Genomic DNA, 23,583 nt, shown 5'->3' on the forward strand with positions numbered 1-23,583 from the left:
TGAACTGACCCCCAATAGTTGGACGGTTCGTTCAGCCGGCGCCCAAGGCCTGAGTCCTGTACTGTACGGGGCTCAGGCCTTTTAGTTTCAGCCTGATGCGCTCGTGGTTGTAGTAATGGATGTAACGATCGAGGCCTTGCTGCAACTGCTCAACCGTATCGAACCGGTTCAGGTGGAAATACTCGGCCTTCAGGGTGCCGAAGAAGCTCTCCATGGCGGCATTGTCCAAGCAGTTGCCCTTGCGTGACATGCTCTGGGTCAGCGCCTGTCCTGCCAACAGGGCGCGATAGGTGGGATGCTGGTAATGCCACCCCTGATCGGAATGCAGCAGTGGCCGGTCCGAGTGCTTCAAGCGGGCAAAGGCCTGCTGCAGCATGTGCTTCACCAGTGAGAGTACGGGACGCCTGCTGGTCTGATAGGCGACGATCTCGCCGTTGTAGAGATCCATGATGGGGGACAGATACAGCTTCTGTCCGTCGACGTTGAACTCCGTGATGTCGGTCACCCACTTCTGATTCGGTCCTTCTGCCTGAAACTGCCGGTCGAGTACGTTGGGAGCCACATGTCCCACTGCTCCTCGGTAGGCGCGATACCGCTTTGGGCGAACCAGGGACTTCAAGCCCAGCTGTTGCATCAAGCGCTGGACGGCCTTGTGGTTGATCACTTCACCTGCCTGCCGTAGGGCAGCAGTGATGCGGCGATAACCATAGCGCCCTTTGTGGCTATCGTAGATCGCCCGGATACGCGCCTTCAGGGGCGCGCACTGATCGTCAGCGCCCAGGGCCTTGAGCTGGTAGTAGAACGTGCTGCGCGGTAGCTCTGCCGCACGCAGCAGCAGAGCCAGCGAATGCTCGTGCCTTAACCCTTGGACGGCTTGGGCTTTCTGCCCTGCGTTGCCGCCTGCTTCTCCCGGATCAAGGCATCGAGCTTTTTTAGATAGGCGTTCTCCGCCCGCAGATACGCCAACTCTTTGAGCAACTCCTCATGAGAGCGCTCTTCATCAGGTGGGGGTGGTGGTGAAGGCGGCTTTTTGACCATCGGGCGGCGTCCCTTTCGCTTTGGCGATAACGCAGTCAGGCCACCACTATGGTACTGCTGCTCCCATATGCCAATAGCGGCATCTCCGCGAATATCGAACAGGGTGGCAGCCTGCCGGCGTGACAAGCCATCTCGCCACATTCTCTCGAGTACCGCCAGCTTGAAGGCAGCACTGTAGTGACTGTACTTCTTGCCTAGCCCCGGCGCGCCATGCTGGCGGTAGCGTTCCCGCCATTTACGCACCAGGGAATGGTCAAGGCGATGCTGGCGAGCCACCTCGCGTAGGCTAGTGTCCTCATGCAAACACTGCTGCACCACTAGCAGCTTGAACCACTCGTCGTATCGATTGCTCATAGAAACACCCCGAGGGTTGGATTAGGTGTCCAACTTTCGGGGTGCAGTTCAACTGAGCGGGGTTTCATTCTTCCAGCTTCTAGCTTCAGGCTTCGAGCTTACCCAAGCAGATGCTCGACGGCGGCGCGCTCCTGGCGCAGCTCGTCTTCGGTGGCCTTCATCTTCTGCTTGCTGAAGTCGTCGAGCGCGAGGCCCTGGACGATCTCGTAGGCGCCGTTCTTGCACACCACCGGGTAGGAGTAGATGATGCCCGGCTCGATGCCGTAGCTGCCGTCGGCCGGGATCGCCATGCTGACGATGCCGCTGCTGCCCAGCGCCCAGTCACGCATATGGTCGATCGCGGAGGAAGCCGCAGACGCTGCAGAAGACGCGCCACGGGCCTTGATGATGGCGGCGCCACGCTGCTGCACGTCGGGGATGAAGGTGGTCTCGTACCAGTCACGCTCGACCAGCTCGGCGGCGGGCGTACCGGCGACCTTGCAGTGGGCGATGTCGGGGTACTGGGTGGCGCTGTGGTTGCCCCAGATGATCATGCCTTCCACGTCGGTGACGTGCTTGCCGGTCTTCTGGGCCAGCTGGGTCAACGCACGGTTGTGGTCCAGGCGGGTCATGGCGGTGAACTGGCCCGGGTTCAGGTCCGGCGCATTGCAGGAGGCGATCAGGGCGTTGGTGTTGGCCGGGTTGCCGACCACCAGCACCTTGACGTCGCGGCTGGCGTTGTCGTTCAGGGCCTTGCCCTGCACGGAGAAGATCGCCGCGTTGGCTTCCAGCAGGTCCTTGCGCTCCATCCCCGGGCCGCGCGGACGGGCACCGACCAGCAGGGCGTAGTCGGCATCCTTGAAGGCGACGTTGGCGTCGTCGGTGGCAACGATGTCCTGTACCAGCGGGAAGGCGCAGTCGTTGAGCTCCATCACCACGCCGTTCAGGGCCTCCAGCGCCGGGGTGATCTCGAGCAGCTGCAGGATCACCGGCTGGTCCTTGCCGAGCATGTCGCCGGAGGCGATGCGGAAGGCCAGCGAGTAGCTGATGTTGCCGGCAGCGCCGGTGATGGCAATACGGACGGGCTGTTTCATGGGTGCTCCTTCGGTTGTCGCCGTGAGGATGAGCCTGGCGGGAGCGGTGCCCGCCCCGGCCGGGATTCGAACCGCCAAGATGGTATGCCTGCAGTGCACAAAACTCAATGCGACGTGCGACTAGGGCGGCCCGGCGGCCTCGCATTCCCCGGCCCGAGACACCCCCTCCGCCACTGAGCTATCCTGTGTCGATTCTCCACGCCATCGCCACCCGAACATCGTGCCGAACCAGGGAAGGTCCGAATGTCTCGCCGTCTCCCTCCGCTTTCCGTACTGCTGGCCATCGGCCTGGTACTGCTGCTGCTGCTGTGGCTCGCGCTGGGCGACCTGGAGCGGTTCCGTGAAACCGCCCCCTCCGCCGCCGAGGCCGAGACGGTGGAGCCGCCACGGGTCGAAGTGGTCGAACGCCGGGCCGAGGCCCACTCCCCGCGACTCGTGGTACAGGGCCAGCTCGAGGCCCACCGCGAGCTGGAGCTACGCGCCCGCCAGGCCGGGCGGGTGGCGGCACTGCCCGTGGCCCTGGGCAGCCAGGTCGAGCGTGGCGAGGTGCTCCTCGAGGTCGCCGGGGACGAGCTGCCCGAGCGGCTCGAGCAGGCCAAGGCGGAGCTCGCCCTGGCCCGGGCGGAGCTGGCCGGGGCGGAGGACCTGCGCCGGCGCGAACTGATATCGAATATCGACTACCTGCGCCTGCAGAGTGGCGCCGCCCGAGCCGTGGCCGAGGTGGCCGCCCTGCGCCGCCAACTCGACGAGACCCGTCCGGCCGCCCCCTTCGATGGCGTGCTCGACCGCCTCGACGTGGAGCCCGGCGACCTGTTGCAGGTCGGCGAGAGTTGGGGGCGCCTGGTCGACGACACCCGCCTGATCGCCAGCGGCTGGGTCCCCCAGCGGCAGGCCCTGGGCCTCGCCCCGGGGCTGGCCACCGAGGTGCGCCTGCTCGACGGCTCGCACCTTCCGGGCGAGCTGACCCATGTGGCCAGCCGTGCCGACGAGAGCACCCGCAGCTTCCGCATCGAGGTCGCGACGGACAACCCCGAGCGACGCCGCCTGGCCGGTGCCAGCGCCAGCCTGATCGTCACCCTGCCCGAGCGCCGGGTGCATCGCCTCTCGCCGGCCCTGCTCGAACTCGACGAGGAGGGCCGGCTGGCGGTCAAGCATCTCGACGATGACGACCGCGTGCGGCGCGATCGCGTCGAGCTGGTCGATGCGGATACCGGGGAGGCGCGGGTCGCCGGCCTGCCCGAGCGGGTGCGGCTGATCACCCTGGGCGGCGGCTTCGTCGCCCCCGGCGACCGGGTCACACCGGTCCCCGCCGAGGCGATGCCGGAGGCGGAAAGCCCCCTCGCCCCGCCGGAGCCACGCTGACGTGCGCGGGTTGATCGAGGCGGCACTGGACCGCTCGCGTACCACCCTGCTGCTGCTCGCCGCGCTGCTGCTCGCCGGCCTGGCGGCCTGGCAGGCCGTGCCCAAGGAGGCCAACCCCGACGTTCCGATTCCGCTCATCTATGTCTCCCTGACGCTCGAGGGGGTGAGCCCGGAGGATGGCGAACGCCTGCTGGTGCGCCCCATGGAGCAGGAACTGCGCTCCATCGAGGGGCTGCGCAAGTTGACCTCCCAGTCGAGCGAGGGCCACGCCTCGGTGATGCTGGAGTTCGACGCCGGCTTCGACCCCGACCAGGCGCTCACGGACGTCCGTGAGCAGGTCGACATCGCCCGGGCCGAGCTCCCGGGCGAAGCCGACGAACCACGGGTGATGGAGATCAACGTAGGGCTCTTCCCGGTGCTCTCCCTCGGCCTCTCGGGCCCCCTGGAAGAGTCGCAGCGGCTGGCGGTGGCACGCCGGCTCGAGGAGGAGATCGAAGGCATCGCCGGGGTGCTCGAGGTCGAGATCGGCGGAGCGCGCGAGGACCTGCTGGAGATCGTCGTCGACCCCCTGGTGCTCGACAGCTACGGGGTCGACTTCGACACCCTGTTCAACATGGTCAACCGCAACAACCGCCTGGTGGCGGCGGGCAGCCTCGACACCGGGGCCGGCCGCCTGGCGCTCAAGGTGCCCGGGGTGATCGAAAGCCTCGGGGACGTCATGGGCATGCCGGTAAAGGTCGACGGCGACCGGGTGGTGACCTTCGGCGACGTGGCCTGGATCCGCCCCACCCTCAAGGACCCCGAGGGCTTCGCCCGCATCGACGACCAGCCGGCCCTGGTGCTGGAGATCTCCAAGCGCGCCGGCGCCAATATCATCGCCACCATCGATCAGGTGCGCGCCCTGCTCGACGAGGCCACCGCCCTGATCCCCGACGAGCTCGAGATCACCACCATCATGGACCAGTCCGAGACCGTCGAGCAGATGCTCTCGGAGTTGCTCAACAACGTGCTCACCGCCGTGGCGCTGGTGCTGGTGGTGATACTGGCCGCCATGGGAGTACGCTCGGCGCTGATGGTGGGACTGACCATCCCCGGCGCCTTTCTCACCGGCATCCTGCTGATCTGGGCGATCGGCTATACCCTCAACATCGTGGTGCTGTTCTCGCTGATCCTGGTCGCCGGCATGCTGGTCGACGGCGCCATCGTGGTCAGCGAGCTGGCCGACCGCCACCTGCGCCAGGGCCAGGCCCCACATGATGCCTGGATCAACGCCGCCGCGCGCATGAGCTGGCCGGTGACCGCCTCCACCGCCACTACCCTGGCGGTGTTCGTGCCGCTGCTGTTCTGGCCCGGCGTGGTGGGCGAGTTCATGAAGTATCTGCCGGCCACCGTGATCCTCTGCCTGCTCGCCTCGCTGGCCATGGCGCTGGTGTTCCTGCCCACCCTGGGGGGAGTGTTCGGCGTCCGGGCCGCGCGGGCGGTCCGCAACGACGAGATGGTCACCGCCGGCGGGCGGCTCTACCGCCACCTGCTGGCCCGGTTGCTGGCCAGGCCGGGGCTGACCCTGCTGATCGCCCTGCTGCTGATGGCGCTGATCTACACGGCCTACGCGCGCTTCAACCACGGGGTCGAGTTCTTTCCCAGCGTCGAGCCCGACAATGCCCAGGTGCTGGTGCGCTCCCGCGGCGACTTCTCCGCCGCGGAGAAGGATGCCGTGGTACGGCGGGTCGAGACCCGGCTCGCCGGCATGGGCGAGGTCGAGGCCCTCTATGCCCGCTCCTTCACGGCGCCCGACGAGCAGCTCGGTGCCGACGTGATCGGGGTGGTGCAGTTCCAGCTGATCGACTGGCAGGAGCGCCGGCCCGCCGGCACCATCCTCGCCGAGATGGCCGAGCGTACCCGGGACCTGCCCGGGGTGGTGCTGGAGTTCCGCGAGCAGGAGATGGGGCCGGCCGCCGGCAAGCCGATCGTGCTCGAGCTGAGCGCCCACGATCCGGCCCTGGCGAGCCAGGCCGTGGAGGCGCTGCGCGACACCATGACCGAGCTGGGCGGCTTTCGCGACATCGGGGACAACCGCAGCCTCCCCGGGGTCGAGTGGCGAGTGCGGGTCGACCGAGAGGCCGCGGCGCGTTTCGGCACCGACGTGACCACCATCGGCAGCGCCGTGCAACTGATCACCACCGGCCTGCAGGTGGCGAGCTATCGCCCCGCCGGCGTCAACGACGAGGTCGATATCCGGGTGCGCCTGCCGCAGGGCTCACGCTCGCTGGACCAGCTCGGCCGGCTGACCCTCAACACCAGCCGCGGGCAGGTCCCGATCTCCCATTTCGTGACCCTGGAGCCGGCGCCCAAGGTGGGCACCCTGCACCGCATCGACGGCCGCCGGGCGATCACCCTGGAGGCCGACGTGGAAGAGGGGTATCGCCCCGACGAGCGCCTGCGCGCCCTGCTCGATGCCATGGGGCCGCCGCCCGAGGGGGTCATCGTCAACGTGGCCGGCGAGCAGGAGGACCAACAGGAGGCGATGCAGTTCCTGATCACCGCCTTCCTGGTGGCCATCTGCCTGATGGCGCTGATCCTGGTCACCCAGTTCAACAGCCTCTACCAGGCGGCGCTGGTGCTCTCGGCCATCGTCTTTTCCACCGCGGGGGTGCTGCTTGGCCTGCTGGCCAATGCCCAGCCCTTCGGCATCGTCATGGTGGGGATGGGCATCATCGCCCTGGCGGGAATCGTGGTGAACAACAACATCGTGCTGATCGATACCTACAACCAGCTGCTCGGCGAGGGGCTTCCCCCCTTCGAGGCGGCGCTGGAGGCCGGCGGCCTGCGCCTGCGTCCGGTGCTGTTGACCGCGATCACCACGGTGCTGGGGCTGATGCCCATGGTGCTCGAGGTCAACGTCAACCTCTTCGCCCCCAGCCTGGGAATCGGCGCCCCCTCGACCCAGTGGTGGACCCAGCTCTCCAGCGCCATCGCCGGCGGCCTGACCTTCGCCACCGGGCTGACGCTGCTGCTCACCCCCTGCATGCTGGTGCTGGGGGCGAAGCACAGGAAGGAAAGGGTGCGGGAGAGGCCATGACGGCCAGCGCGGGGGCACCGGCCGGCGCCAATCGCTCGGCCGGGCCGGTGGCGCCGCGCTTTCAGACCCGGGTCTGGGCCCTCGCCTCGCCGCGGGCGGCATCCGGGGCATGGGCCGCATGCAGGCGGGCGATCAGTTGATCCTCCAGGACGAAGCGCTCGGTGAGCCCCTTCACCAGGCGATCGATCCAGGCCGGGAGCCGCGCCAGGTTCTGCTGGCACCGTACCGGGCTCTCGTAGTCGGCATCGAAGGCCAGCACCAGCTCAGTGGACATCTCCAGCCGCTCCAGCAGCTTGTCGGCGATGCCCAGCGCCTCATCGTCATCGAAGGCCCTGGCCTCTTCGCGCAGTTGTGGATAGATCTCGAAGTGACCCGCACTGATGTAGTCCATCAGCAGCTCGCTGAAGGTGTCGATGCGCGACTTGCTCACCGCCTCGAGCTCGATGTCGCAGGCCTCCTTGAGGTCGAGGAAGTTGACCAGCAGCTCGCGCCGCTCGTCCAGCCAGCGGTCGATCAGCTCGTGCACCCCCCCCCAGCGCTCGAGCGCGGTCTTGCAGTCTTCCAGCATGGGGCCTCCCTAGCTCGATGATGCCGATGGCGTCGTCCGCCCGGCTGTCGAATCCACAGACTCACCCCTGCCGGGGCCGCTGTCAATCCTGTTCCTCGTAGTACTCGTCCGCCGGATGGATCTCCTTGGCCCAGGGCTCGCGTCACCGTCGGAATTCATCCCCATGCGACGCCATGCGGCACCGGTGGCCCAGTCGATCGGCATATAGTTCAAGCTTGAAATTTCATGCTTGAACTATCCGGGAGGCGCGCCTAGGCTGCAAGACAGGCACCAGAACAACAACCTCACCTGCGGATGATCACGACCCATGAGGATAGCCTGTCTCGGTGGAGGCCCCGCGGGCCTCTACTTCGCCATCAGCATGAAGCGCCATGATCCTGCCCACGAGATCGTGGTGATCGAGCGCAACCGCCCCGACGACACCTTCGGCTGGGGGGTGGTGCTCTCCGACGAGACCCTCGACAACCTGACCCGCAACGACGCGCCGAGCGCCGAACGGATCCGCGAGCACTTCGCCTACTGGGACGACATCGCGGTGATCCACCAGGGGGTCAGGACGGTCTCCACCGGCCACGGCTTCTGCGGCATCGGCCGCCGCCAGTTGCTGATCCTGCTCCAGCAGCGCGCCCGGGAGCTCGGCGTCGAGCTGCGTTTCGAGACCGACATGCCGGCGGAGGCCATCGACGACCTGCGCCACGAGTTCGACCTGGTGCTGGCCGCCGACGGCCTCAACTCGCGCACCCGCCAGGCCTATGCACAGCACTTCGAGCCCGACATCGAGGTGCGTGCCTGCAAGTTCGTCTGGCTGGGCACCCACCAGACCTTCAACGATGCCTTCACCTTCATCTTCGAGAAGACCGAGCACGGCTGGGTGTGGGCCCACGCCTACCAGTTCGATGCCGACACCGCGACCTTCATCGTCGAGTGCAGCGAGCCCACCTGGCGGGCCTTCGGCTTCGACGCGATGAGCCAGGAGGCGTCCATCGCCGTCTGCGAGCGCATCTTCGCCGACCATCTCGGCGGCCACGCGCTGATGAGCAACGCCCGCCATATCCGCGGCTCGGCCTGGATCAACTTTCCGCGGGTGCTCTGCGCGCGCTGGAGTCACGAGAACGTGGTGCTGATGGGCGACGCCGCGGCCACCGCCCACTTCTCCATCGGCTCGGGCACCAAGCTCGCCCTGGAGAGCGCCATCGCGCTCGCCGACTACCTGCACAGCGAGCCCGACATGGCCGCCGCCTTCGCCCGCTACGAGGAGGAGCGCCGCCTCGAGGTGCTGCGCCTGCAGTCGGCGGCACGCAACTCCACCGAGTGGTTCGAGCAGGTCGAGCGCTACCTGGACCTGGACCCGGTGCAGTTCAACTACTCGCTGTTGACTCGCTCGCAACGCATCAGCCACGAGAACCTGCGCCTGCGCGACCCGCAGTGGCTGGAGAGCGCCGAGCGCTGGTTCCAGGCCCGGGCCGGCAATGAGGGCTCGCGCCGAGCGCCGATGTTCGCCCCTTTCCAGTTGCGCGGACTGACCCTGGCCAACCGGGTGGTGGTCTCGCCCATGGCCCAGTACAAGGCCGTGGACGGCTGCCCCACCGACTGGCACTTCGTCCACTACGCCGAGCGGGCCAAGGGCGGCGCCGGTCTGGTCTACACCGAGATGACCTGCGTGTCGCCCGAGGGGCGCATCACCCCGGGCTGCACCGGCTTCTATGCCCCGCCCCACGAGGCCGCCTGGCAGCGGCTGTGCGACTTCGTCCACGCCGAGACACCGGCGAAGCTCTGCGCCCAGATCGGCCACTCGGGCCCCAAGGGCTCGACCCGGCTCGGCTGGCAGGAGATGGATGCGCCGCTGGCAAGCGGCAACTGGCCGGTGATGGCCGCCTCCGCGATGCCCTGGTCGCCGCGCAACCAGGTGCCGAGGGCGATGGACCGCACCGACATGGACCGGGTGCGCGACGAGTTCGTCGCCGCCGCGCGGATGGCCAATCGCGCCGGCTTCGACATGCTCGAGGTGCACGCCGCCCACGGCTATCTGCTGTCGTCGTTCATCACCCCGCTGACCAACCGCCGCGACGACGAATACGGCGGGACGCTCGACAACCGCCTGCGTTACCCGCTGGAGGTGATCCGCGCGGTGCGCGAGGCCTGGCCCGCGGAGAAGCCGCTCTCGGTGCGCATCTCGGCCACCGACTGGGTCGGCGACGAAGGGGTGACCCCCGATGAGGCGGTGGCGATCGCCCGGCTGTTGAAGGGCGCCGACGTCGATATCGTCGACGTCTCCGCCGGCCAGACCTCCACCCGGGCCGAGCCGGTCTACGGGCGAATGTTCCAGACCCCCTTCTCGGATCGCATCCGCAACGAGACCGGCATGGCCACCATGGCGGTGGGCAACATCTACCAGGCCGACCACGTCAACTCGATCCTGATGGCCGGGCGCGCCGACCTGGTCTGCCTGGCCCGCCCCCACCTCGCCGACCCCTACTGGACGCTGCACGCCGCGGCCGGTATCGGCGACGACCAGTGCCACTGGCCGGCGCCGTACCGCGCCGGTCGCGACCAGCTCCAGCGGCTGGCCGAGCGCGGCGAGGGCTGGACATGAGCAATGACATGAACGAGAGCGAGATGCAGGGCAAGCGCGTGGTGATTACCGGCGGCGGCAGCGGCATCGGCGCCGACATGGCGCTGGCCTTCGCCCGCGCCGGCGCCGTGGTGACGATCACCGGGCGCCGCGACGCCCCGCTCGCGGCCACCGCGGCGCACCATCCATCCATCCACCCGGCCGTGGTCGACGTCACCGACGAGGCCGCCATGGTGGCGCTGTTCGAGGGCCTCGGCGAGGTCGATATCGTCATCGCCAACGCCGGGGCCGCCGAGAGCGGCCCGCTGGCTCGCACCGATCTCGAGCAGTGGCAGCGCCTGCTCGACGTCAACCTCACCGGCGTGTTCCTGACCCTGCGCGAAGGGCTCAGGCACCTGCGCGACGGCGGGCGGCTGCTCGCCGTGGCCTCCACCGCCGGGCTCAAGGGCTACGCCTACGTGGCGCCCTACTGCGCCGCCAAGCATGGCGTGGTGGGCCTGGTGCGTGCCCTGGCTCAGGAAACCGCCGGTCGCGACCTCACCGTCAATGCCCTCTGCCCAGGCTTCACCGACACCCCGCTGCTCGCCGCCAGCGTCGAGACCATTGTCGAGCGGACGGGCCGGTCCGCCGAACAGGCGCGGGCCCACTTCCAGTCCACCAACCCCGCCGGCCGCCTGATCCAACCCGCCGAGGTGACCGCCACGGCGCTGTGGCTCTGCGGCCCCCACAGCGGCGCCATCAACGGCCAGGCGATCTCGATCTCGGGAGGCGAGACATGACGGTCCCGTTGCCGAAACAGGAAGCCTCGAGCAAGGAGCGCCTGCGCCTGTGGCTGCGGATGCTGCGGGTGACCCGCCAGGTCGAGGCCGAGCTGCGCGAGCGGCTGCGCGTGGAGTACGACTCCACCCTGCCGCGCTTCGACGTCATGGCCGCGCTGCAGCGCGACCCCGACGGCCTGAAGATGAACGAGCTGTCGCGGCGCCTGCGGGTCTCCAACGGCAACGTCACCGGCATCGTCGAGCGGCTGGTCGACGACGGCTCCGTCGAGCGTATCGCCCTCGAGGGCGACCGCCGCGCCACCCTGGTCCGCCTGACCGAGGCCGGGCGCCGGGCCTTCGCCGAGATGGCCTGGGCCCACGAGGGCTGGATCAACGCCCTGCTCGACGGTGTCTCCGAAGACGATGCCCACCATATCGGCGAGCTGCTGCACCGCTTGCCGGCCGACACGGGAGAGACGACATGAACCTGGCCGACCTGGCGCCCCGCCACTTTCTCTGGCGCATGGAGGGCGACGTGGCGATCATTCGCCTGAACCGCCCCGAGCGCAAGAACCCGCTGACCTTCGACAGCTATGCCGAGTTGCGCGATACCTTCCGCGACCTGGCCCACGCCGAGGATGTCGGGGCGGTGGTGTTCGCCCCCAGCGGCGGGAACTTCTGCTCCGGCGGCGACGTGCACGAGATCATCGCCCCGCTGGTCAACAGCGACATGAAGGCGCTGCTGGCCTTCACCCGCCTGACCGGCGACCTGGTCAAGGCGATGCTCCACTGCCGGAAACCGGTGATCGCCGCGGTCGATGGCGTCTGCGTCGGCGCCGGGGCGATCATCGCCATGGCCTCGGACATCCGTTTCGCCACTCCCCGGGCCAATACCGCCTTCCTGTTCACCCGGGTGGGACTCGCCGGCTGCGACATGGGGGCCTGCGCCATCCTGCCGCGCCTCATCGGCCAGGGGCGCGCCGCCGACCTGCTCTACAGCGGCCGCAGCATGGGCGCCGAGGAGGGGCACCAGTGGGGCTTCTACAACCGCCTGGTCGAGCCCGAGAAGCTGGAAGCCGAGGCGCTGGCCTACGCCACCCGACTGGCCCAGGGGCCCACCTTCGCCCACGGCATCACCAAGACCCAGCTCAACCAGGAGTGGTCGATGAGCCTGGAGCAGGCCATCGAGGCCGAGGCCCAGGCCCAGGCGATCTGCATGCAGACCCGGGACTTCGAGCGTGCCTACCGAGCCTTCGCCGCCAAACAGAAGCCGGTCTTCGAGGGGGATTGATGAGCGACACGAGCTTTCTGGACTGGCCCTTCCTCGAGGCGCGCCACCGCGAGCTGGCCGACGAACTCGAGGCCTGGTGCCGAGCCGAGCTGCCCCGCGACCACGGCGATGTCGACGCCAGCTGCGTCCGGCTGGTGCGCGACCTGGGCCGTGCCGGCTTTCTCGAGCTGACCGGCGGCGACGCCATCGACGTGCGCAGCTTGTGCCTCGCCCGCGAGACCCTGGCCCGCCACGACGGCCTGGCCGACTTCGCCTTCGCCATGCAGGGGCTCGGCACCGGCGCCATCAGCCTCTACGGCACGCCCGAGCAGAAGCAGTGGCTTGAACGCACCCGACGCGGCGAGGCACTGGCCGCCTTCGCGCTCAGCGAGCCGCGCTCCGGCTCCGACGTGGCCCGGCTCGACACCACCGCCGAGCGCGTCGGCGACGGCTACCGTCTCGATGGCGAGAAGACCTGGATCTCCAACGGCGGCATCGCCGACCTCTACACGGTGTTCGCCCGCACCGGCGAGGAGCCCGGCGCCAAGGGGCTCTCGGCCTTCCTGGTGCCCGCCGACACCCCCGGGCTCGAGATTCGCGAACGCCTGGAGACTCTCTCGCCCCACCCCCTGGCGCGGCTCGGCTTCAACGACCTGCGCCTGCCGAGAAGCGCCCTGATCGGCGAGCCGGGCCAGGGGTTCCGGATCGCCATGGCGGTGCTCGACGTCTTCCGCGCCACCGTGGGCGCCGCGGCACTCGGCTTCGCCCGCCGGGCGCTGGACGAGTCGCTGTCGCGTAGCCGCTCCCGCGAGCTGTTCGGCGCCCAGCTGGCCGAGCTGCAGATGGTCCAGGGCCACCTGGCCGACATGGCGCTGGACGTGGACGCCGCCGCCCTGCTGGTCTATCGCGCCGCCTGGACCAAGGACCAGGGGGCGGCGCGGATCACCCGCGAGGCGGCCATGGCCAAGCTCTACGCCACCGACCGCGCCCAGCAGGTCATCGACAAGGCGGTGCAGCTCCACGGCGGCGACGGGGTGCGCAAGGGACATATCGTCGAGAGCCTGTATCGCGAGATCCGGGCGCTGCGCATCTACGAGGGCGCCTCGGACGTGCAGAAGGTCGTCATCGCCCGCAGTTGTCTAGCCGAATAGGAAACCACAACGACACGCCAGACACCGTATCCCTGTCGACGCCCAGACCCGGCGCCGCACAACAACAACACGACGTACGGAGAATGGTCATGAACAGCCCATCGGCCCATGCCGATACCTTTGCCCGGGACCACCTGCCACCCCCCGAGCAACAGCCCGATTTCCTGCTCGAGGGCTTCGACTACCCGGCACGGCTCAACGCCGCGGTGGAACTCTGCGATCGCCTGGTCGAGCAGGGCCACGGCGAGCGCGTGGCCCTGGTCGGCAACGGCCGCAGTCGCACCTACCGGGAACTCGCCGAGTGGACCAATCGCCTCGCCCACGCCCTGGTCGAGGAGCTCGGCGTGCGCCCGGGCCACCGGGTGCTGATCCGCTCGGCCAACAACCCGGCGCTGGTGGCCTGCTGGCTCGCCGCCACCAAGGCCGGCGCCGTGGTGATCAACACCATGCCGATGCTGCGCGCCGGAGAGCTCGCCAGGATCGTCGACAAGGCCGAAGTGTCGCTCGCCCTGTGCGACAGCCGCCTGCTCGAGGAACTGGAGCAGTGTGCGGCGGACAGCGACTTCCTGAAGCGGGTGGTCGCCTTCGACGGCAGCGCCAACCACGACGCCGAACTCGACCGCCTGGCGCTGGACAAGTCGGCATCGTTCACGGCGGTGCCGACCGCCGCCGACGACGTGGCACTGCTCGGCTTCACCTCCGGCACCACCGGCAAGCCCAAGGCCACCGTGCACTACCACCGCGACCTGCTGATCATCGCCGACGGCTATGCCCGCGAGGTGCTGCAGGTCACGCCGGACGACGTCTTCGTCGGTTCACCACCGCTGGCCTTCACCTTCGGCCTCGGCGGCCTGGCGATCTTCCCGCTGCGCTTCGGTGCCACCGCGGTGCTGCTCGAACACGCCACCCCGCCCAACATGATGGCGATCATCCGCGAACACCGCGCCACCGTGGTGTTTACCGCCCCCACCGCCTACCGTGCCATGCTCTCCCACCTGGAGGACGGCCTGCCGCTGGACAGCCTGCGGGTGGCGGTCTCGGCCGGCGAGACCCTGCCGCCGCCGATCTACCACGACTGGATCCGTTGCACCGGCACGCCGATCCTCGACGGCATCGGCGCCACCGAGATGCTGCACATCTTCATCTCCAACCGGCTCGACGACCACCGTCCCGGCTGCACCGGCCGGCCGGTCACCGGCTACCAGGCCAAGGTCGTCGACGAGGCGATGCGGGAACTTCCCCGTGGCGAGGTCGGCCGGCTCGCGGTGCGCGGCCCCACCGGTTGTCGCTATCTGGCCGATCATCGCCAGCGGGACTATGTGTGCGACGGCTGGAACATCACCGGCGACGCCTTCACCCAGGACGACGGGGGGTACTTCCATTTCGCCGCCCGCAGCGACGACATGATCGTCTCCGCCGGCTACAACATCGCCGGTCCCGAGGTCGAGGCCGCCCTGCTGGCCCACGAGTCGGTCCAGGAGTGTGCGGTGATCGGGGCACCGAATGGGGAGCGTGGGCAGATCGTCGAGGCCTTCGTGGTACTGTCTCCCGAGATCGAGCCGGACGAGGATTGCGCGCATCGCTTGCAGGAGTTCGTCAAGCAGACCATTGCGCCCTACAAGTATCCTCGCTCGATCCGCTTCGTCGAGGCGCTGCCCAAGACCGCCACCGGCAAGATCCAGCGCTTCCGGCTGCGTCAGGAGCACTATCCCGAGCCATGACGCGACAACGCGGGTAGCCAACCACGCCCCAGGCGACGGTGCAGATCAACCACAACAAGCAACGCTATGCAGAGAGGGTAACCCCATGAAGAACCTTGCCAGTTTCGGTCTCGGCCTGCTGATGACCTCCGCCATGGCGGCGGCCCAGGCCGACGATGTCAAGATCGGCATGATCACCACCCTGTCCGGCGGCGGCTCCCACCTGGGCGTCGACGTTCGCGATGGCTTCATGCTCGCCATCGAGCAGTCGGGGCGTGACGACATCGAGGTGCTGATCCAGGACGACGCCCGGCGCCCCGACCTGGCCAAGAGCCTCTCCGACGAATTCATGCAGCGCGACAACGTCGATATCCTCACCGGCATCATCTGGTCGAACCTGGCCATGGCGGTGGTGCCCTCGGCGGTACGCCAGGGGGTCTTCTACCTCTCGCCCAACGCCGGCCCCTCGGCACTCGCCGGTCGCCAGTGCCACGAGAACTACTTCAACGTCGCCTGGCAGAACGACAACCTGCACGAGGCCATGGGCGCTTACATGAAGGAAGAGGGCTTCGAGCGCCCGGTCCTGCTCGCGCCGAACTACCCTGCCGGCACCGACGCCCTGGCCGGCTTCAAGCACCGCTATGAGGGCGAGGTGGTCGACGAGATCTATACCCAGATGGGCCAGACGGACTACGCCGCCGAGATCGCCCAGATCCGCGCCAGCGGTGCCGACAGCCTGTTCTTCTTCCTGCCCGGCGGGATGGGCATCTCCTTCATGAAGCAGTACGAGAGCTCGGGGGTCGAGCTGACGCTCTTCGGTGCCGCCTTCTCCTTCGACGAGATCATCATCCAGGCCGTGGGCAGCGCCGCCATCGGGACCAAGAACACCTCCCAGTGGGCCTACGATCTCGACAACGACGCCAACCGTGCCTTCGTCGAGCGCTTCCGCGAGGCCTACGAGCGCACCCCGACGCTCTACGCCTCACAGGGCTACGACACCGCCAACCTGATCCTCAGCGCCCTCGACAAGGCCCACCCCAGCGACCAGGACGCCTTCCGCGAGGCGCTGCGCGAGGCCGATTTCGCCTCGGTGCGCGGCAAGTTCCGTTTCGGCGCCAACCAGCATCCGATCCAGGACATCCATGTCCGCGAGGTGGTCGCCGGCGACAACGGCCAGCCCACCAATCGCCTCGTCGGCCTGGCCATCGAGGACATCCAGGACGTCTACGCCGCCGATTGCCAGATGTAAGGCCAGGCGCGCCGGGCCCCGCGGGGTCCGGCTATCCTCCATCTTCTGACACGGGATGTGTGTCGTGACCCTTACCCTGTTTCTCGAGCAGCTCATCAACGGCCTGCAGCTGGGTACCATGCTGTTCCTGATGGCCAGCGGCCTGACCCTGGTGTTCGGCGTGATGGGGCTGATCAACCTGGCCCACGGCTCCTTCTACATGGTCGGGGCCTACGTCACCGCCCTGGTCACCGTCTCCACCGGCTCCTTCCTGCTGGGCCTCACGGCCGGCGTGCTGGCGGCGGCCGGCGTCGGTGCCCTGGTCGAACTGATCGTGATCCGCCGCCTCTACCATCGCCAGCACCTCGACCAGGTGCTCGCCACCTTCGCCCTGATCCTGATCTTCTCCGAAGGCACCCGCTGGCTGTTCGGCTCCTCGCCGCTATGGCTCAGCCCGCCGGAGATGCTGAGCGGCTTCGTCACCCTGCCCGGCGGCGCCCGCTATCCGCTCTACCGCCTGGTGATCATCGCCGTGGGCATCCTGGTTGCCGTCGGCCTCTACCTGCTGATCTCGCGCACCCGCCTGGGGATGCGTATCCGCGCCGGCGAGAGCGATCGCGAGATGATCGGCGCCCTCGGCGTCAACATTGCCCGCCTCTATACCCTGATCTTCGCCATGGGCGCGGCACTGGCCGGCCTGGCCGGCTCCCTGGTCGGCGCCCTGCAGTCGGTCCAGGTGGGCATGGGCGAACCGGTGCTGATCCTCGCCTTCGTGGTGATCGTCATCGGCGGCATCGGCTCGATCAAGGGGGCGTTGTGCGGCGCCATCCTGGTCGGAGTGGTGGACACCATGGGACGGATCTTCCTGCCGGCCCTCTTCCGCCACTTCATGAGCCCGGCCGAGGCGGCCGGCGTGGGTGCCGCCCTGGCCGCCATGCTGGTCTACATCCTCATGGCCATCATTCTCGCGTTCAAGCCGAAGGGATTGTTTGCCGCCCATGGATAAGCTCAAGAGTGACACCGCCCCGCCCGGCCTGCCGGCCGTCCCGAGCGCCTGGTTCGACCGCAAGGGCCTGGTACAGATCGGCCTGCTGGCGTTGCTGCTGCTGGCACCGCTGGCCGCCTACCTGCTGGGGCATGTCTACTACGTCAACCTGGCCTCGCGCATCACCTTGATCGCCATGGCCGCGGTGGGGCTCAACCTGGCGATCGGCTACGGCGGCATGGTGAGCTTCGGCCACGCCGCCTATTTCGGCCTGGGCGGCTACGTCGCCGGCATCAGCGCCTACCATGCCTTCGACTACAGCCCGTTCATGAGCTGGCCGATCGCCATTCCCGGCAGCGACAGCATGCTGGTGATCTGGCTAGCGACCATCCTGCTGTGCGGCCTGCTGGCGCTGGCCATCGGCGCCATCTCGCTGCGCACGACGGGGGTCTATTTCATCATGATCACCCTCGCCTTCGCCCAGATGGTGTACTACTTCGCCAACTCCTGGCCCTCCTACGGCGGCGAGGACGGCCTGCCGATCTACCTGCGCAATACCCTGCCGCTGGTCGATACCGGTCGGCCGCTGACCTTCTTCCTGGTCTGTTTCGCGGGCCTGCTGCTGGCCATGGCGATCACCTCGCGCATGATGAAATCACGCTTCGGCGCCGCCCTGACCATGGCGCGGCTCAACGACACTCGACTGGCCACCGCCGGCATCTCCCCCTACCCCGTGCGCCTGGTGGCCTTCGTCGTCTCGGCGATGATCACCGGGCTGGCCGGCACGCTCTACGCCGACCTCAACGGCTTCGTCAGCCCCACCCTGCTCAGCTGGCACATGTCCGGGGAACTGATGGTGATCGTCCTCCTCGGCGGTGTCGGGCGGCTCTACGGGCCACTGGCCGGGGCCCTTCTGTTCGTGATGATGGAGACCCTGCTCGGCGGGCTGACCGAGTACTGGAAGCTGTTCCTGGGCCTGGTGTTGCTGTTCGTGGTGCTGTTCGCCAAGCATGGATTGATGGGCTGGCTGGCCGGGAGGGAGCCTCATGTCTGAGACCGTGCTGTCGCTGAACGACCTGCACAAGCGTTTCGGTGCGCTGCAGGCCACCCGGGGCGTCTCCCTGGACCTGCAGGAGGGCGAGATCCATGCATTGATCGGCCCCAACGGCGCCGGCAAGTCGACCCTGATCGGCCAGATCGCCGGCAGCCTGGCCCCCGACCAGGGCAGCGTGCACCTGGCCGGCCGCGAGATCACCCGGCTCAGCGTCGCCCAGCGCGCCCGACTGGGACTCGGCCGCAGCTTCCAGGTCTCGTCGCTCGCCGAACCCCTGTCGGTGATGCGCAACGTCATGATCGGCGTCCAGGCACTGCAGGGACACAGCTTCCGCTTCTGGAAGCCCGTGGAGCGCGACGGGAGCCTGCTGGCACCGGCCCGGGAAGCGCTGGAACGCATGCAGCTGCTGCATCGCGCCGACACGCCGGTCTCCGAGCTCTCCCACGGCGAGCGCCGCCAGGTCGAGGTGGCCTGCGCCCTGGCGCTCAAGCCTCGCGCGCTGCTGCTCGACGAGCCCATGGCGGGCCTGGGACCGGAAGGCACGGCCCGCCTCACCGAACTGCTGGAAACCCTCAAGCTCGAGGTCCCGATCCTGTTGATCGAGCACGACATGGAGGCGGTGTTCCGGCTCGCCGACCGCATCTCGGTGCTGGTCGCGGGCAGCATCATCGCCCATGGCGACAGCGTCGCGATCCGCCAGGACCCTCGAGTACGCGAAGCCTACCTGGGAGACTGAGATGCTCACCGTCACCGACATCGAAACCTTCTACGGTCCCTCCCAGGCGCTGTTCGGCGTGAACCTCAGCGTACAGGCCGGCGAGCTGGTGGCGCTGATGGGCCGCAACGGCATGGGCAAGACCACCACCATCCGCTCGATCTTCGGTCTTACCCCTGCCCGCCGCGGCAGCATCGAGTTCGAGGCGAAGGATCTGCGCCGCCTGCCGGCCTACCGCATCGCCCAGGCCGGGCTGGGGCTGGTCCCCGAAGGGCGGCGCTGCTTTCCCAACCTCTCGGTACGGGAGAACCTGATGGTGACCGCTCGGCCGGGCGACTGGAGCCTGGCGAGGGTGGAGCAGCTCTTCCCGCGCCTCGCCGAGCGGCGCCACCAGATGGCGAACACCCTGTCGGGCGGCGAGCAGCAGATGCTGGCCATCGGCCGCGCGCTGATGACCAACCCGCGGCTGCTGGTGCTCGACGAGGCCACCGAGGGCCTCGCCCCGGTGATCCGTCAGGAGATATGGTCGGCCATTCGCCTGCTCAAGGAGCAGGGGCAGTCGACCCTGATCGTCGACAAGTCGCTGGGCGAGCTGCTGCCGGTCGCCGACCGCTGCACCATCCTCGAGAAGGGATGCACGGTCTGGGACGGCCACCCCGAGGCCCTCGACGACGATATTCGCGACCGTTACCTCGGCGTCTGAGGGAACCACGATGCCATTCACCACCCGACACAAGGTACGTTTTCAACACTGCGATCCGGCGGGCATCGTCTTCTACCCGCGCTACTTCGAGATGATCAATGCCGTCGTGGAAGACTGGTTCGCCGAGGTCGTCGGGCACGATTTCAGCACGCTGCACGTCACCTCGCGCACCAGTGTTCCCACCGCCAGCCTCGAGACCGACTTCCACGCTCCCAGCCGGCTGGGGGAAACGCTGACGTTCGAGCTGGCGGTACGCGCCGTCGGGCGCACCAGCCTGGCGCTGCGGATCGTCGCCCGCTGTGGCGACCAGCCGCGCCTGACCTGCGACTCCACGCTGGTCTTCGTCGACCTGGAGAGCGGCCGCCCCCTGCCCTGGCCCGAGACCATGCGCCACCACTTCGTCATCGACTGCCCACAAGGATGCCCAGATGAATGATGCCCCCGTACTCGAGCAGCTTCACCCCGCCCACTGGAAGGCCGCCGTCGGCTATGCCAACGGCATCGCCGCCGCCGGCCGCCTGATCTTCGTCGGCGGCCAGATCGGCTGGAACGGCGACCAGGTGTTCGAGAGCGACGACTTCGTGGCCCAGATCCACCAGGCGCTGGACAATATCGTGACGGTGCTCGGGGAAGCCGGAGCGGGTCCCGAGCATGTGGTGCGCCTGACCTGGTACGTCACCGACAAGCGGGAGTACCTCGCCCGGCTCAAGGAGGTCGGGGCCGCCTATCGCGAAGTCATGGGCAAGCACTTCCCGGCCATGACCATGGTCCAGGTCGCCGACCTGATCGAGGACCGGGCCAGGGTCGAGATCGAGGCCACGGCTGTGCTGCCCGACGCCTGACGCGACTCGCCCCGGCGCCGCCGGCACGAGTCGTGCCGGCCTCGGTCGCTGCATGGCTATCGATGAAAGGCGCGGATGGCGTCGACGAAACGCCCGCCCTGGCGATAGTGGTCGAGAATCGAGAAGTGGTCGTCGCCGGCCAGCAGCTCGCCGGAGACGTCGACGCCCTGGGCCGCCAGGTGCTCGGCGTGGGCGCGCATCTGCCGCTCGAACTCGCTCGACTCCTCGCCACCCGCCACCAGGCGCACCGTCGCCGGCACCCGGCACGGCAGGAACAGCGGACTGTAGGCGGCGACGTCGCGGCCGGTGAGCTGCAGCTTGGGCTGCAGCCATGACCAGGGGAAGGGACGCAGGTCGTAGAGCCCGCTGATGGCCAACGCCCCTCGGATCGGGTCGTCGGGCAGGCCGTAGACCCCCTGCCAGTCGGTGGCCAGCAGCATGGCGCAGAGATGGCCGCCCGCCGAATGCCCCGACACGCTCAGTTGCTGCGGGTCGACGCCGTGGGACCCGCCATGGCGATGCCACCAGACCACCGCGGCCTGGCTCTGGCGCACCACCTCGCCGAAGGGCACCGTGGGACAGAGCGCATAGTTGACCACCGCCACCGTGATGCCTGCCTCGACCAGGCCGTCGACGACGAAGCCGAACTCCTTGTGGCCGAGCGAGCGCCAGTAGCCGCCGTGGAAGAAGAGGTGGACCGGCGCCCGCTCGCCCCCGGCGTGGAAGACATCCATGCGCTCGGCCAGCGAGGGGCCGAAGGCGACATCCTCCGCCACCCGGAGGCGCTGGCGGGTGGCCCGGCTCCTGTCGCGCCAGCCGGCGACCAGGGCGGCCAGATCACGCCCCCGCGAGGGGTCGTATTCACGATCGATCTCTTCCTGGGTGGCGTAGTCGCGATAGAGCATGGGATGTCCCCGTTGTTGTTAATGGCGACGTTGTCATGGCGACGCTGTCATGGCGACTCGACCGGTGCCTCCACCCGCTGCCGTTCCCGAAAGGCATTGAGCAGCACCCCCAAGGGCGCCAGCGCCAGTACCAGGAAGCCGATCAGGGTCCAGCCGGGCAGCGAGAGGCCGAGCAGCAGGAAGTCGACCTCGGCACACTCGCCGGACCCCGAGAGCACCATGGAGACCACGTCGCGCAGCGGCAGGATATCCATCATGTAGTCGAGCCCGGGGCCGCAGCTGGGCACCTCGTCGGCGGGCAGCGACTGCAGCCAGAGGTGGCGCCAGGCGACGGCGATGCCGCCGCCCACCGCGGCCAGCGAGAGCCCCCCGTACAAGGCGGCGCCGAGGCGACCGCGCGGGTTGTGGATGGCAGCGACGGTGAACACCACCGCCGCGGCGAGCACCGCCACCCGCTGGAAGATGCACAGCGGGCAGGGCTCGAGGCCGCCGATGTGCTCGAGCCCCAGGGCCACGGCCATCATCAGGATGCAGAAGGCGAGCCCCGCCAGGCTCCACTGGCGCACGGAGAGATGCGGGAGAGTGTGTGTCACGAAGCTTCCTCGTTGCTGAGCCGGGACTCCCGGGCGCGGGTGAAATAGTGGGCCAGGAAGTCGTCGAAGCCCTCGGTATCGGCGGCCTCGATGTCGCCCTGCTGCTGGTGAGAGGTCGCGACCAGTTGGTCGAACAGCGCCTCTCGGGCGGGATCCATGGGCTCCTCGCGCAGCCGTTCCGCCTGTTCCCGGGCGATCGCCAGCATGGCATCGCTGAACTCCTCGCCGCGCTCGCGCAGGCGGTCGAGCAGCGCGCCGGACGGGGTGAGCGACGGGTCGTCGAGGCGCGGCCGCATGGCGCGCACGGCCTCTCCGTGGGGGCTGCCCTCCTCGAGCAGGTCGAGCAGGTCGGCGACCTGGCCGACCTCGCCGAGGATCTCGCCCCCCCAGTCGGCGATCGAGCGCTGCCGGCCATGGTGGGTCAGGCGCAGCTCGGGGTCGCGCCCGCGCTCGACGACCAGGCGGCGGTTGTCGTCGAGGCGATCGCACTCTTCGTCGGGTATCCAGGGGCTCTCGGAGAGCAGGCACCACATCAGGAAGGCGTCGAGAAAGCGGATCTGCTGCTCGTCGATGCCCAGGGTCAGCAGCGGATTGAGGTCGAGGCAGCGCACCTCGATGTACTCCACCCCACGGGCTTCCAGGGCCTGGCTGGGGGTCTCGCCGTGGCGCGCCACCCGCTTGGGGCGGATGTCGCTGTAGTACTCGTTCTCGATCTGCAGGATGTTGGCGTTGAGCTGGCGCCACTCGCCCCCCTCGTGCACGCCCAGCGCCCGGTAGGCCGGCCAGGGGGTGGAGATGGCGTGGCGCAGGGTGTTGACGTAGTTGGAGAGCGAGTTGAAACAGATCTTCAACTGGGCCTGGACCTTGTTCTGGTAGCCCAGGTCGGACATGCGCAGGCTGGTGGCGTGGGGCGAGACCAGGGTCTCGTCACCGAGGGCCTCGAACCGGTCGGGCGCCTCGCCGCCGGCCAGGAAGCTGCGGTCCAGGGCCGGCGAGGCACCGAACAGGTAGAGCAACAGCCAGCTGTGGCGACGGAAGTTGCGGATCAGCCCGAAGTAGCGCGCCGAACGGTAGTCGTTCAGCGGCGTATCGATGGCGCCGTCGAGTTCGCGCAGCTGTTGCCAGAAGTCGTCGGGCAGCGAGACGTTGTAGTGCACCCCGGCGATGGCCTGCATGATCCGGCCATAGCGCACGTCGAGTCCGCGGCGGTAGACGTGCTTCATGGTGCCCACGTTGGAGGCGCCGTAGTCGGCGATGCTCACGCTGTCATTGCCGTCGAGCCGTGCCGGCATGCTCGCCGGCCAGATCAGCTCACTGCCCAGGTGGCGATAGCTGAAGCGGTGCAGGTCGGCGAGGAACGCCATGGCATCGGCCGGCCGACTGTAGACCGGCGTGATGTACTCCAGCAGCGCCTCGGAGTAGTCGGTAGTGATGTGCGGATGGGTGAGCTTGGACCCCAGCGCGGCCGGGTGCGGCGTGGACGCGATGCGCCCCGCCGGGTCGACGCGCAGCCCCTCCTTCTCGATGCCGCGGCGCAGGCGACCGATCAGCCCCCGTCGGGCGGGTTCCGTGAGACGCTCGATGAGGGTAGCGAGTGAATCGGACAAGAGAAAACACCCCATGTCGTGGAAGC

At 68.5% G+C, this 23,583-nt stretch carries 21 protein-coding genes; 15 read left to right on the forward strand and 6 right to left on the reverse strand.

The window, feature by feature from the left end:
- Positions 1-31: 31 nt before the first annotated feature.
- Both QLQ85_RS15540 and QLQ85_RS15545 read right to left on the reverse strand, forming a co-directional pair.
- A protein-coding gene (locus QLQ85_RS15540) for an IS3 family transposase (RefSeq protein ID WP_407650358.1) occupies positions 32-1,392 on the reverse strand; the annotation gives its coding sequence in 2 pieces (ribosomal slippage) (positions 32-927 and positions 927-1,392; 1,362 coding nt in all).
- A gap of 98 nt (positions 1,393-1,490) precedes the next feature.
- The gene (locus QLQ85_RS15545) at positions 1,491-2,465 is read right to left on the reverse strand and encodes a malate dehydrogenase (protein ID WP_282739831.1); all 975 of its coding nucleotides are present in this window, start codon (positions 2,463-2,465) and stop codon (positions 1,491-1,493) included.
- A 243-nt stretch (positions 2,466-2,708) separates the two neighbouring features.
- Here QLQ85_RS15545 and QLQ85_RS15550 point away from each other — a divergent pair, with 243 nt between their 5' ends.
- Both QLQ85_RS15550 and QLQ85_RS15555 read left to right on the forward strand, forming a co-directional pair.
- Positions 2,709-3,827: an efflux RND transporter periplasmic adaptor subunit gene (locus tag QLQ85_RS15550; RefSeq protein WP_282739832.1), complete on the forward strand. Its 1,119-nt coding sequence runs from the start codon at positions 2,709-2,711 to the stop codon at positions 3,825-3,827.
- Position 3,828: 1 nt separating this feature from the next.
- The gene (locus tag QLQ85_RS15555; RefSeq protein WP_282739833.1) at positions 3,829-6,906 is read left to right on the forward strand and encodes an efflux RND transporter permease subunit; all 3,078 of its coding nucleotides are present in this window, start codon (positions 3,829-3,831) and stop codon (positions 6,904-6,906) included.
- A gap of 61 nt (positions 6,907-6,967) precedes the next feature.
- On the opposite strand, the gene rsd is transcribed toward QLQ85_RS15555, so the two are convergent.
- Positions 6,968-7,474: a sigma D regulator gene (rsd, locus tag QLQ85_RS15560; RefSeq protein WP_282722220.1), complete on the reverse strand. Its 507-nt coding sequence runs from the start codon at positions 7,472-7,474 to the stop codon at positions 6,968-6,970.
- Between the two features lie 307 nt (positions 7,475-7,781).
- On the opposite strand from rsd, the gene QLQ85_RS15565 reads away from it, so the two are divergent.
- The 13 genes from QLQ85_RS15565 to QLQ85_RS15625 all read left to right on the forward strand — a co-directional run bounded on the left by QLQ85_RS15565 (position 7,782) and on the right by QLQ85_RS15625 (position 20,452).
- Entirely contained in the window at positions 7,782-10,067 is a 2,286-nt protein-coding gene (locus tag QLQ85_RS15565) for a bifunctional salicylyl-CoA 5-hydroxylase/oxidoreductase (RefSeq protein WP_282739834.1), read from the forward strand.
- Positions 10,064-10,825: an SDR family NAD(P)-dependent oxidoreductase gene (locus QLQ85_RS15570; protein ID WP_282739835.1), complete on the forward strand. Its 762-nt coding sequence runs from the start codon at positions 10,064-10,066 to the stop codon at positions 10,823-10,825. Before QLQ85_RS15565 ends, QLQ85_RS15570 begins: the two co-directional genes overlap by 4 nt.
- Positions 10,822-11,289, forward strand: coding sequence for a MarR family winged helix-turn-helix transcriptional regulator (locus QLQ85_RS15575; protein ID WP_282739836.1), 468 nt, complete (start codon positions 10,822-10,824; stop codon positions 11,287-11,289). The genes QLQ85_RS15570 and QLQ85_RS15575 overlap by 4 nt, the downstream gene beginning before the upstream one ends.
- A complete protein-coding gene (locus QLQ85_RS15580; RefSeq protein WP_282739837.1) occupies positions 11,286-12,095 on the forward strand; it encodes an enoyl-CoA hydratase family protein in 810 nt (269 codons plus the stop codon). The genes QLQ85_RS15575 and QLQ85_RS15580 overlap by 4 nt, the downstream gene beginning before the upstream one ends.
- Positions 12,095-13,225: an acyl-CoA dehydrogenase family protein gene (locus tag QLQ85_RS15585; RefSeq protein WP_282739838.1), complete on the forward strand. Its 1,131-nt coding sequence runs from the start codon at positions 12,095-12,097 to the stop codon at positions 13,223-13,225. The genes QLQ85_RS15580 and QLQ85_RS15585 overlap by 1 nt, the downstream gene beginning before the upstream one ends.
- A gap of 89 nt (positions 13,226-13,314) precedes the next feature.
- Positions 13,315-14,946: a benzoate-CoA ligase family protein gene (locus QLQ85_RS15590; RefSeq protein WP_282739839.1), complete on the forward strand. Its 1,632-nt coding sequence runs from the start codon at positions 13,315-13,317 to the stop codon at positions 14,944-14,946.
- An 85-nt stretch (positions 14,947-15,031) separates the two neighbouring features.
- Entirely contained in the window at positions 15,032-16,174 is a 1,143-nt protein-coding gene (locus QLQ85_RS15595) for an ABC transporter substrate-binding protein (RefSeq protein WP_282739840.1), read from the forward strand.
- Between the two features lie 55 nt (positions 16,175-16,229).
- Positions 16,230-17,159 (forward strand): branched-chain amino acid ABC transporter permease, encoded by a 930-nt coding sequence (locus QLQ85_RS15600; protein WP_407650400.1) that lies wholly within the window; start codon positions 16,230-16,232, stop codon positions 17,157-17,159.
- The gene (locus QLQ85_RS15605; RefSeq protein ID WP_282739842.1) at positions 17,152-18,192 is read left to right on the forward strand and encodes a branched-chain amino acid ABC transporter permease; all 1,041 of its coding nucleotides are present in this window, start codon (positions 17,152-17,154) and stop codon (positions 18,190-18,192) included. The genes QLQ85_RS15600 and QLQ85_RS15605 overlap by 8 nt, the downstream gene beginning before the upstream one ends.
- Positions 18,185-18,928 carry an ABC transporter ATP-binding protein gene (locus QLQ85_RS15610; RefSeq protein WP_282739843.1) on the forward strand — a complete coding sequence of 248 codons (744 nt, stop codon included), beginning with the start codon at positions 18,185-18,187 and terminating at the stop codon, positions 18,926-18,928. Before QLQ85_RS15605 ends, QLQ85_RS15610 begins: the two co-directional genes overlap by 8 nt.
- 1 nt (position 18,929) lies before the next feature.
- Positions 18,930-19,610, forward strand: coding sequence for an ABC transporter ATP-binding protein (locus tag QLQ85_RS15615; protein ID WP_282739844.1), 681 nt, complete (start codon positions 18,930-18,932; stop codon positions 19,608-19,610).
- 10 nt (positions 19,611-19,620) lie between these two features.
- Positions 19,621-20,046, forward strand: a complete 426-nt coding sequence (locus QLQ85_RS15620; RefSeq protein WP_282739845.1) for an acyl-CoA thioesterase — start codon at positions 19,621-19,623, stop codon at positions 20,044-20,046.
- Positions 20,039-20,452, forward strand: a complete 414-nt coding sequence (locus tag QLQ85_RS15625) for a RidA family protein (protein WP_102627747.1) — start codon at positions 20,039-20,041, stop codon at positions 20,450-20,452. Before QLQ85_RS15620 ends, QLQ85_RS15625 begins: the two co-directional genes overlap by 8 nt.
- 56 nt (positions 20,453-20,508) lie before the next feature.
- On the opposite strand, the gene QLQ85_RS15630 is transcribed toward QLQ85_RS15625, so the two are convergent.
- The 3 genes from QLQ85_RS15630 to gshA are packed head-to-tail and all read right to left on the reverse strand — an operon-like array spanning position 20,509 to position 23,572.
- On the reverse strand, positions 20,509-21,357 hold the full coding sequence (locus QLQ85_RS15630) for an alpha/beta hydrolase (protein ID WP_282739846.1): 849 nt from the start codon (positions 21,355-21,357) through the stop codon (positions 20,509-20,511).
- 47 nt (positions 21,358-21,404) lie between these two features.
- The gene (locus tag QLQ85_RS15635; RefSeq protein WP_282739847.1) at positions 21,405-21,950 is read right to left on the reverse strand and encodes a disulfide bond formation protein B; all 546 of its coding nucleotides are present in this window, start codon (positions 21,948-21,950) and stop codon (positions 21,405-21,407) included.
- Positions 21,947-23,572, reverse strand: coding sequence for a glutamate--cysteine ligase (gshA, locus tag QLQ85_RS15640; RefSeq protein ID WP_282739887.1), 1,626 nt, complete (start codon positions 23,570-23,572; stop codon positions 21,947-21,949). Before gshA ends, QLQ85_RS15635 begins: the two co-directional genes overlap by 4 nt.
- Between the last annotated feature and the right edge of the window lie 11 nt (positions 23,573-23,583).

This window comes from Halomonas kalidii (assembly GCF_030010475.1).
In the GTDB taxonomy this organism is placed as follows: domain Bacteria; phylum Pseudomonadota; class Gammaproteobacteria; order Pseudomonadales; family Halomonadaceae; genus Halomonas; species Halomonas heilongjiangensis.

Coding starts and splice junctions, on each gene's coding strand:
- QLQ85_RS15570 (WP_282739835.1), top strand. CDS start 10,064: ATGAGCAATGACATGAACGAGAGCGAGATGCAGGGCAAGCGCGTGGTG.
- QLQ85_RS15545 (WP_282739831.1), bottom strand. CDS start 2,465: ATGAAACAGCCCGTCCGTATTGCCATCACCGGCGCTGCCGGCAACATC.
- rsd (WP_282722220.1), bottom strand. CDS start 7,474: ATGCTGGAAGACTGCAAGACCGCGCTCGAGCGCTGGGGGGGGGTGCAC.
- QLQ85_RS15605 (WP_282739842.1), top strand. CDS start 17,152: ATGGATAAGCTCAAGAGTGACACCGCCCCGCCCGGCCTGCCGGCCGTC.
- QLQ85_RS15580 (WP_282739837.1), top strand. CDS start 11,286: ATGAACCTGGCCGACCTGGCGCCCCGCCACTTTCTCTGGCGCATGGAG.
- QLQ85_RS15625 (WP_102627747.1), top strand. CDS start 20,039: ATGAATGATGCCCCCGTACTCGAGCAGCTTCACCCCGCCCACTGGAAG.
- QLQ85_RS15550 (WP_282739832.1), top strand. CDS start 2,709: ATGTCTCGCCGTCTCCCTCCGCTTTCCGTACTGCTGGCCATCGGCCTG.
- QLQ85_RS15630 (WP_282739846.1), bottom strand. CDS start 21,357: ATGCTCTATCGCGACTACGCCACCCAGGAAGAGATCGATCGTGAATAC.
- QLQ85_RS15610 (WP_282739843.1), top strand. CDS start 18,185: ATGTCTGAGACCGTGCTGTCGCTGAACGACCTGCACAAGCGTTTCGGT.
- QLQ85_RS15615 (WP_282739844.1), top strand. CDS start 18,930: ATGCTCACCGTCACCGACATCGAAACCTTCTACGGTCCCTCCCAGGCG.
- QLQ85_RS15590 (WP_282739839.1), top strand. CDS start 13,315: ATGAACAGCCCATCGGCCCATGCCGATACCTTTGCCCGGGACCACCTG.
- QLQ85_RS15595 (WP_282739840.1), top strand. CDS start 15,032: ATGAAGAACCTTGCCAGTTTCGGTCTCGGCCTGCTGATGACCTCCGCC.
- QLQ85_RS15620 (WP_282739845.1), top strand. CDS start 19,621: ATGCCATTCACCACCCGACACAAGGTACGTTTTCAACACTGCGATCCG.
- QLQ85_RS15575 (WP_282739836.1), top strand. CDS start 10,822: ATGACGGTCCCGTTGCCGAAACAGGAAGCCTCGAGCAAGGAGCGCCTG.
- QLQ85_RS15565 (WP_282739834.1), top strand. CDS start 7,782: ATGAGGATAGCCTGTCTCGGTGGAGGCCCCGCGGGCCTCTACTTCGCC.
- QLQ85_RS15585 (WP_282739838.1), top strand. CDS start 12,095: ATGAGCGACACGAGCTTTCTGGACTGGCCCTTCCTCGAGGCGCGCCAC.
- gshA (WP_282739887.1), bottom strand. CDS start 23,572: ATGGGGTGTTTTCTCTTGTCCGATTCACTCGCTACCCTCATCGAGCGT.
- QLQ85_RS15600 (WP_407650400.1), top strand. CDS start 16,230: ATGTGTGTCGTGACCCTTACCCTGTTTCTCGAGCAGCTCATCAACGGC.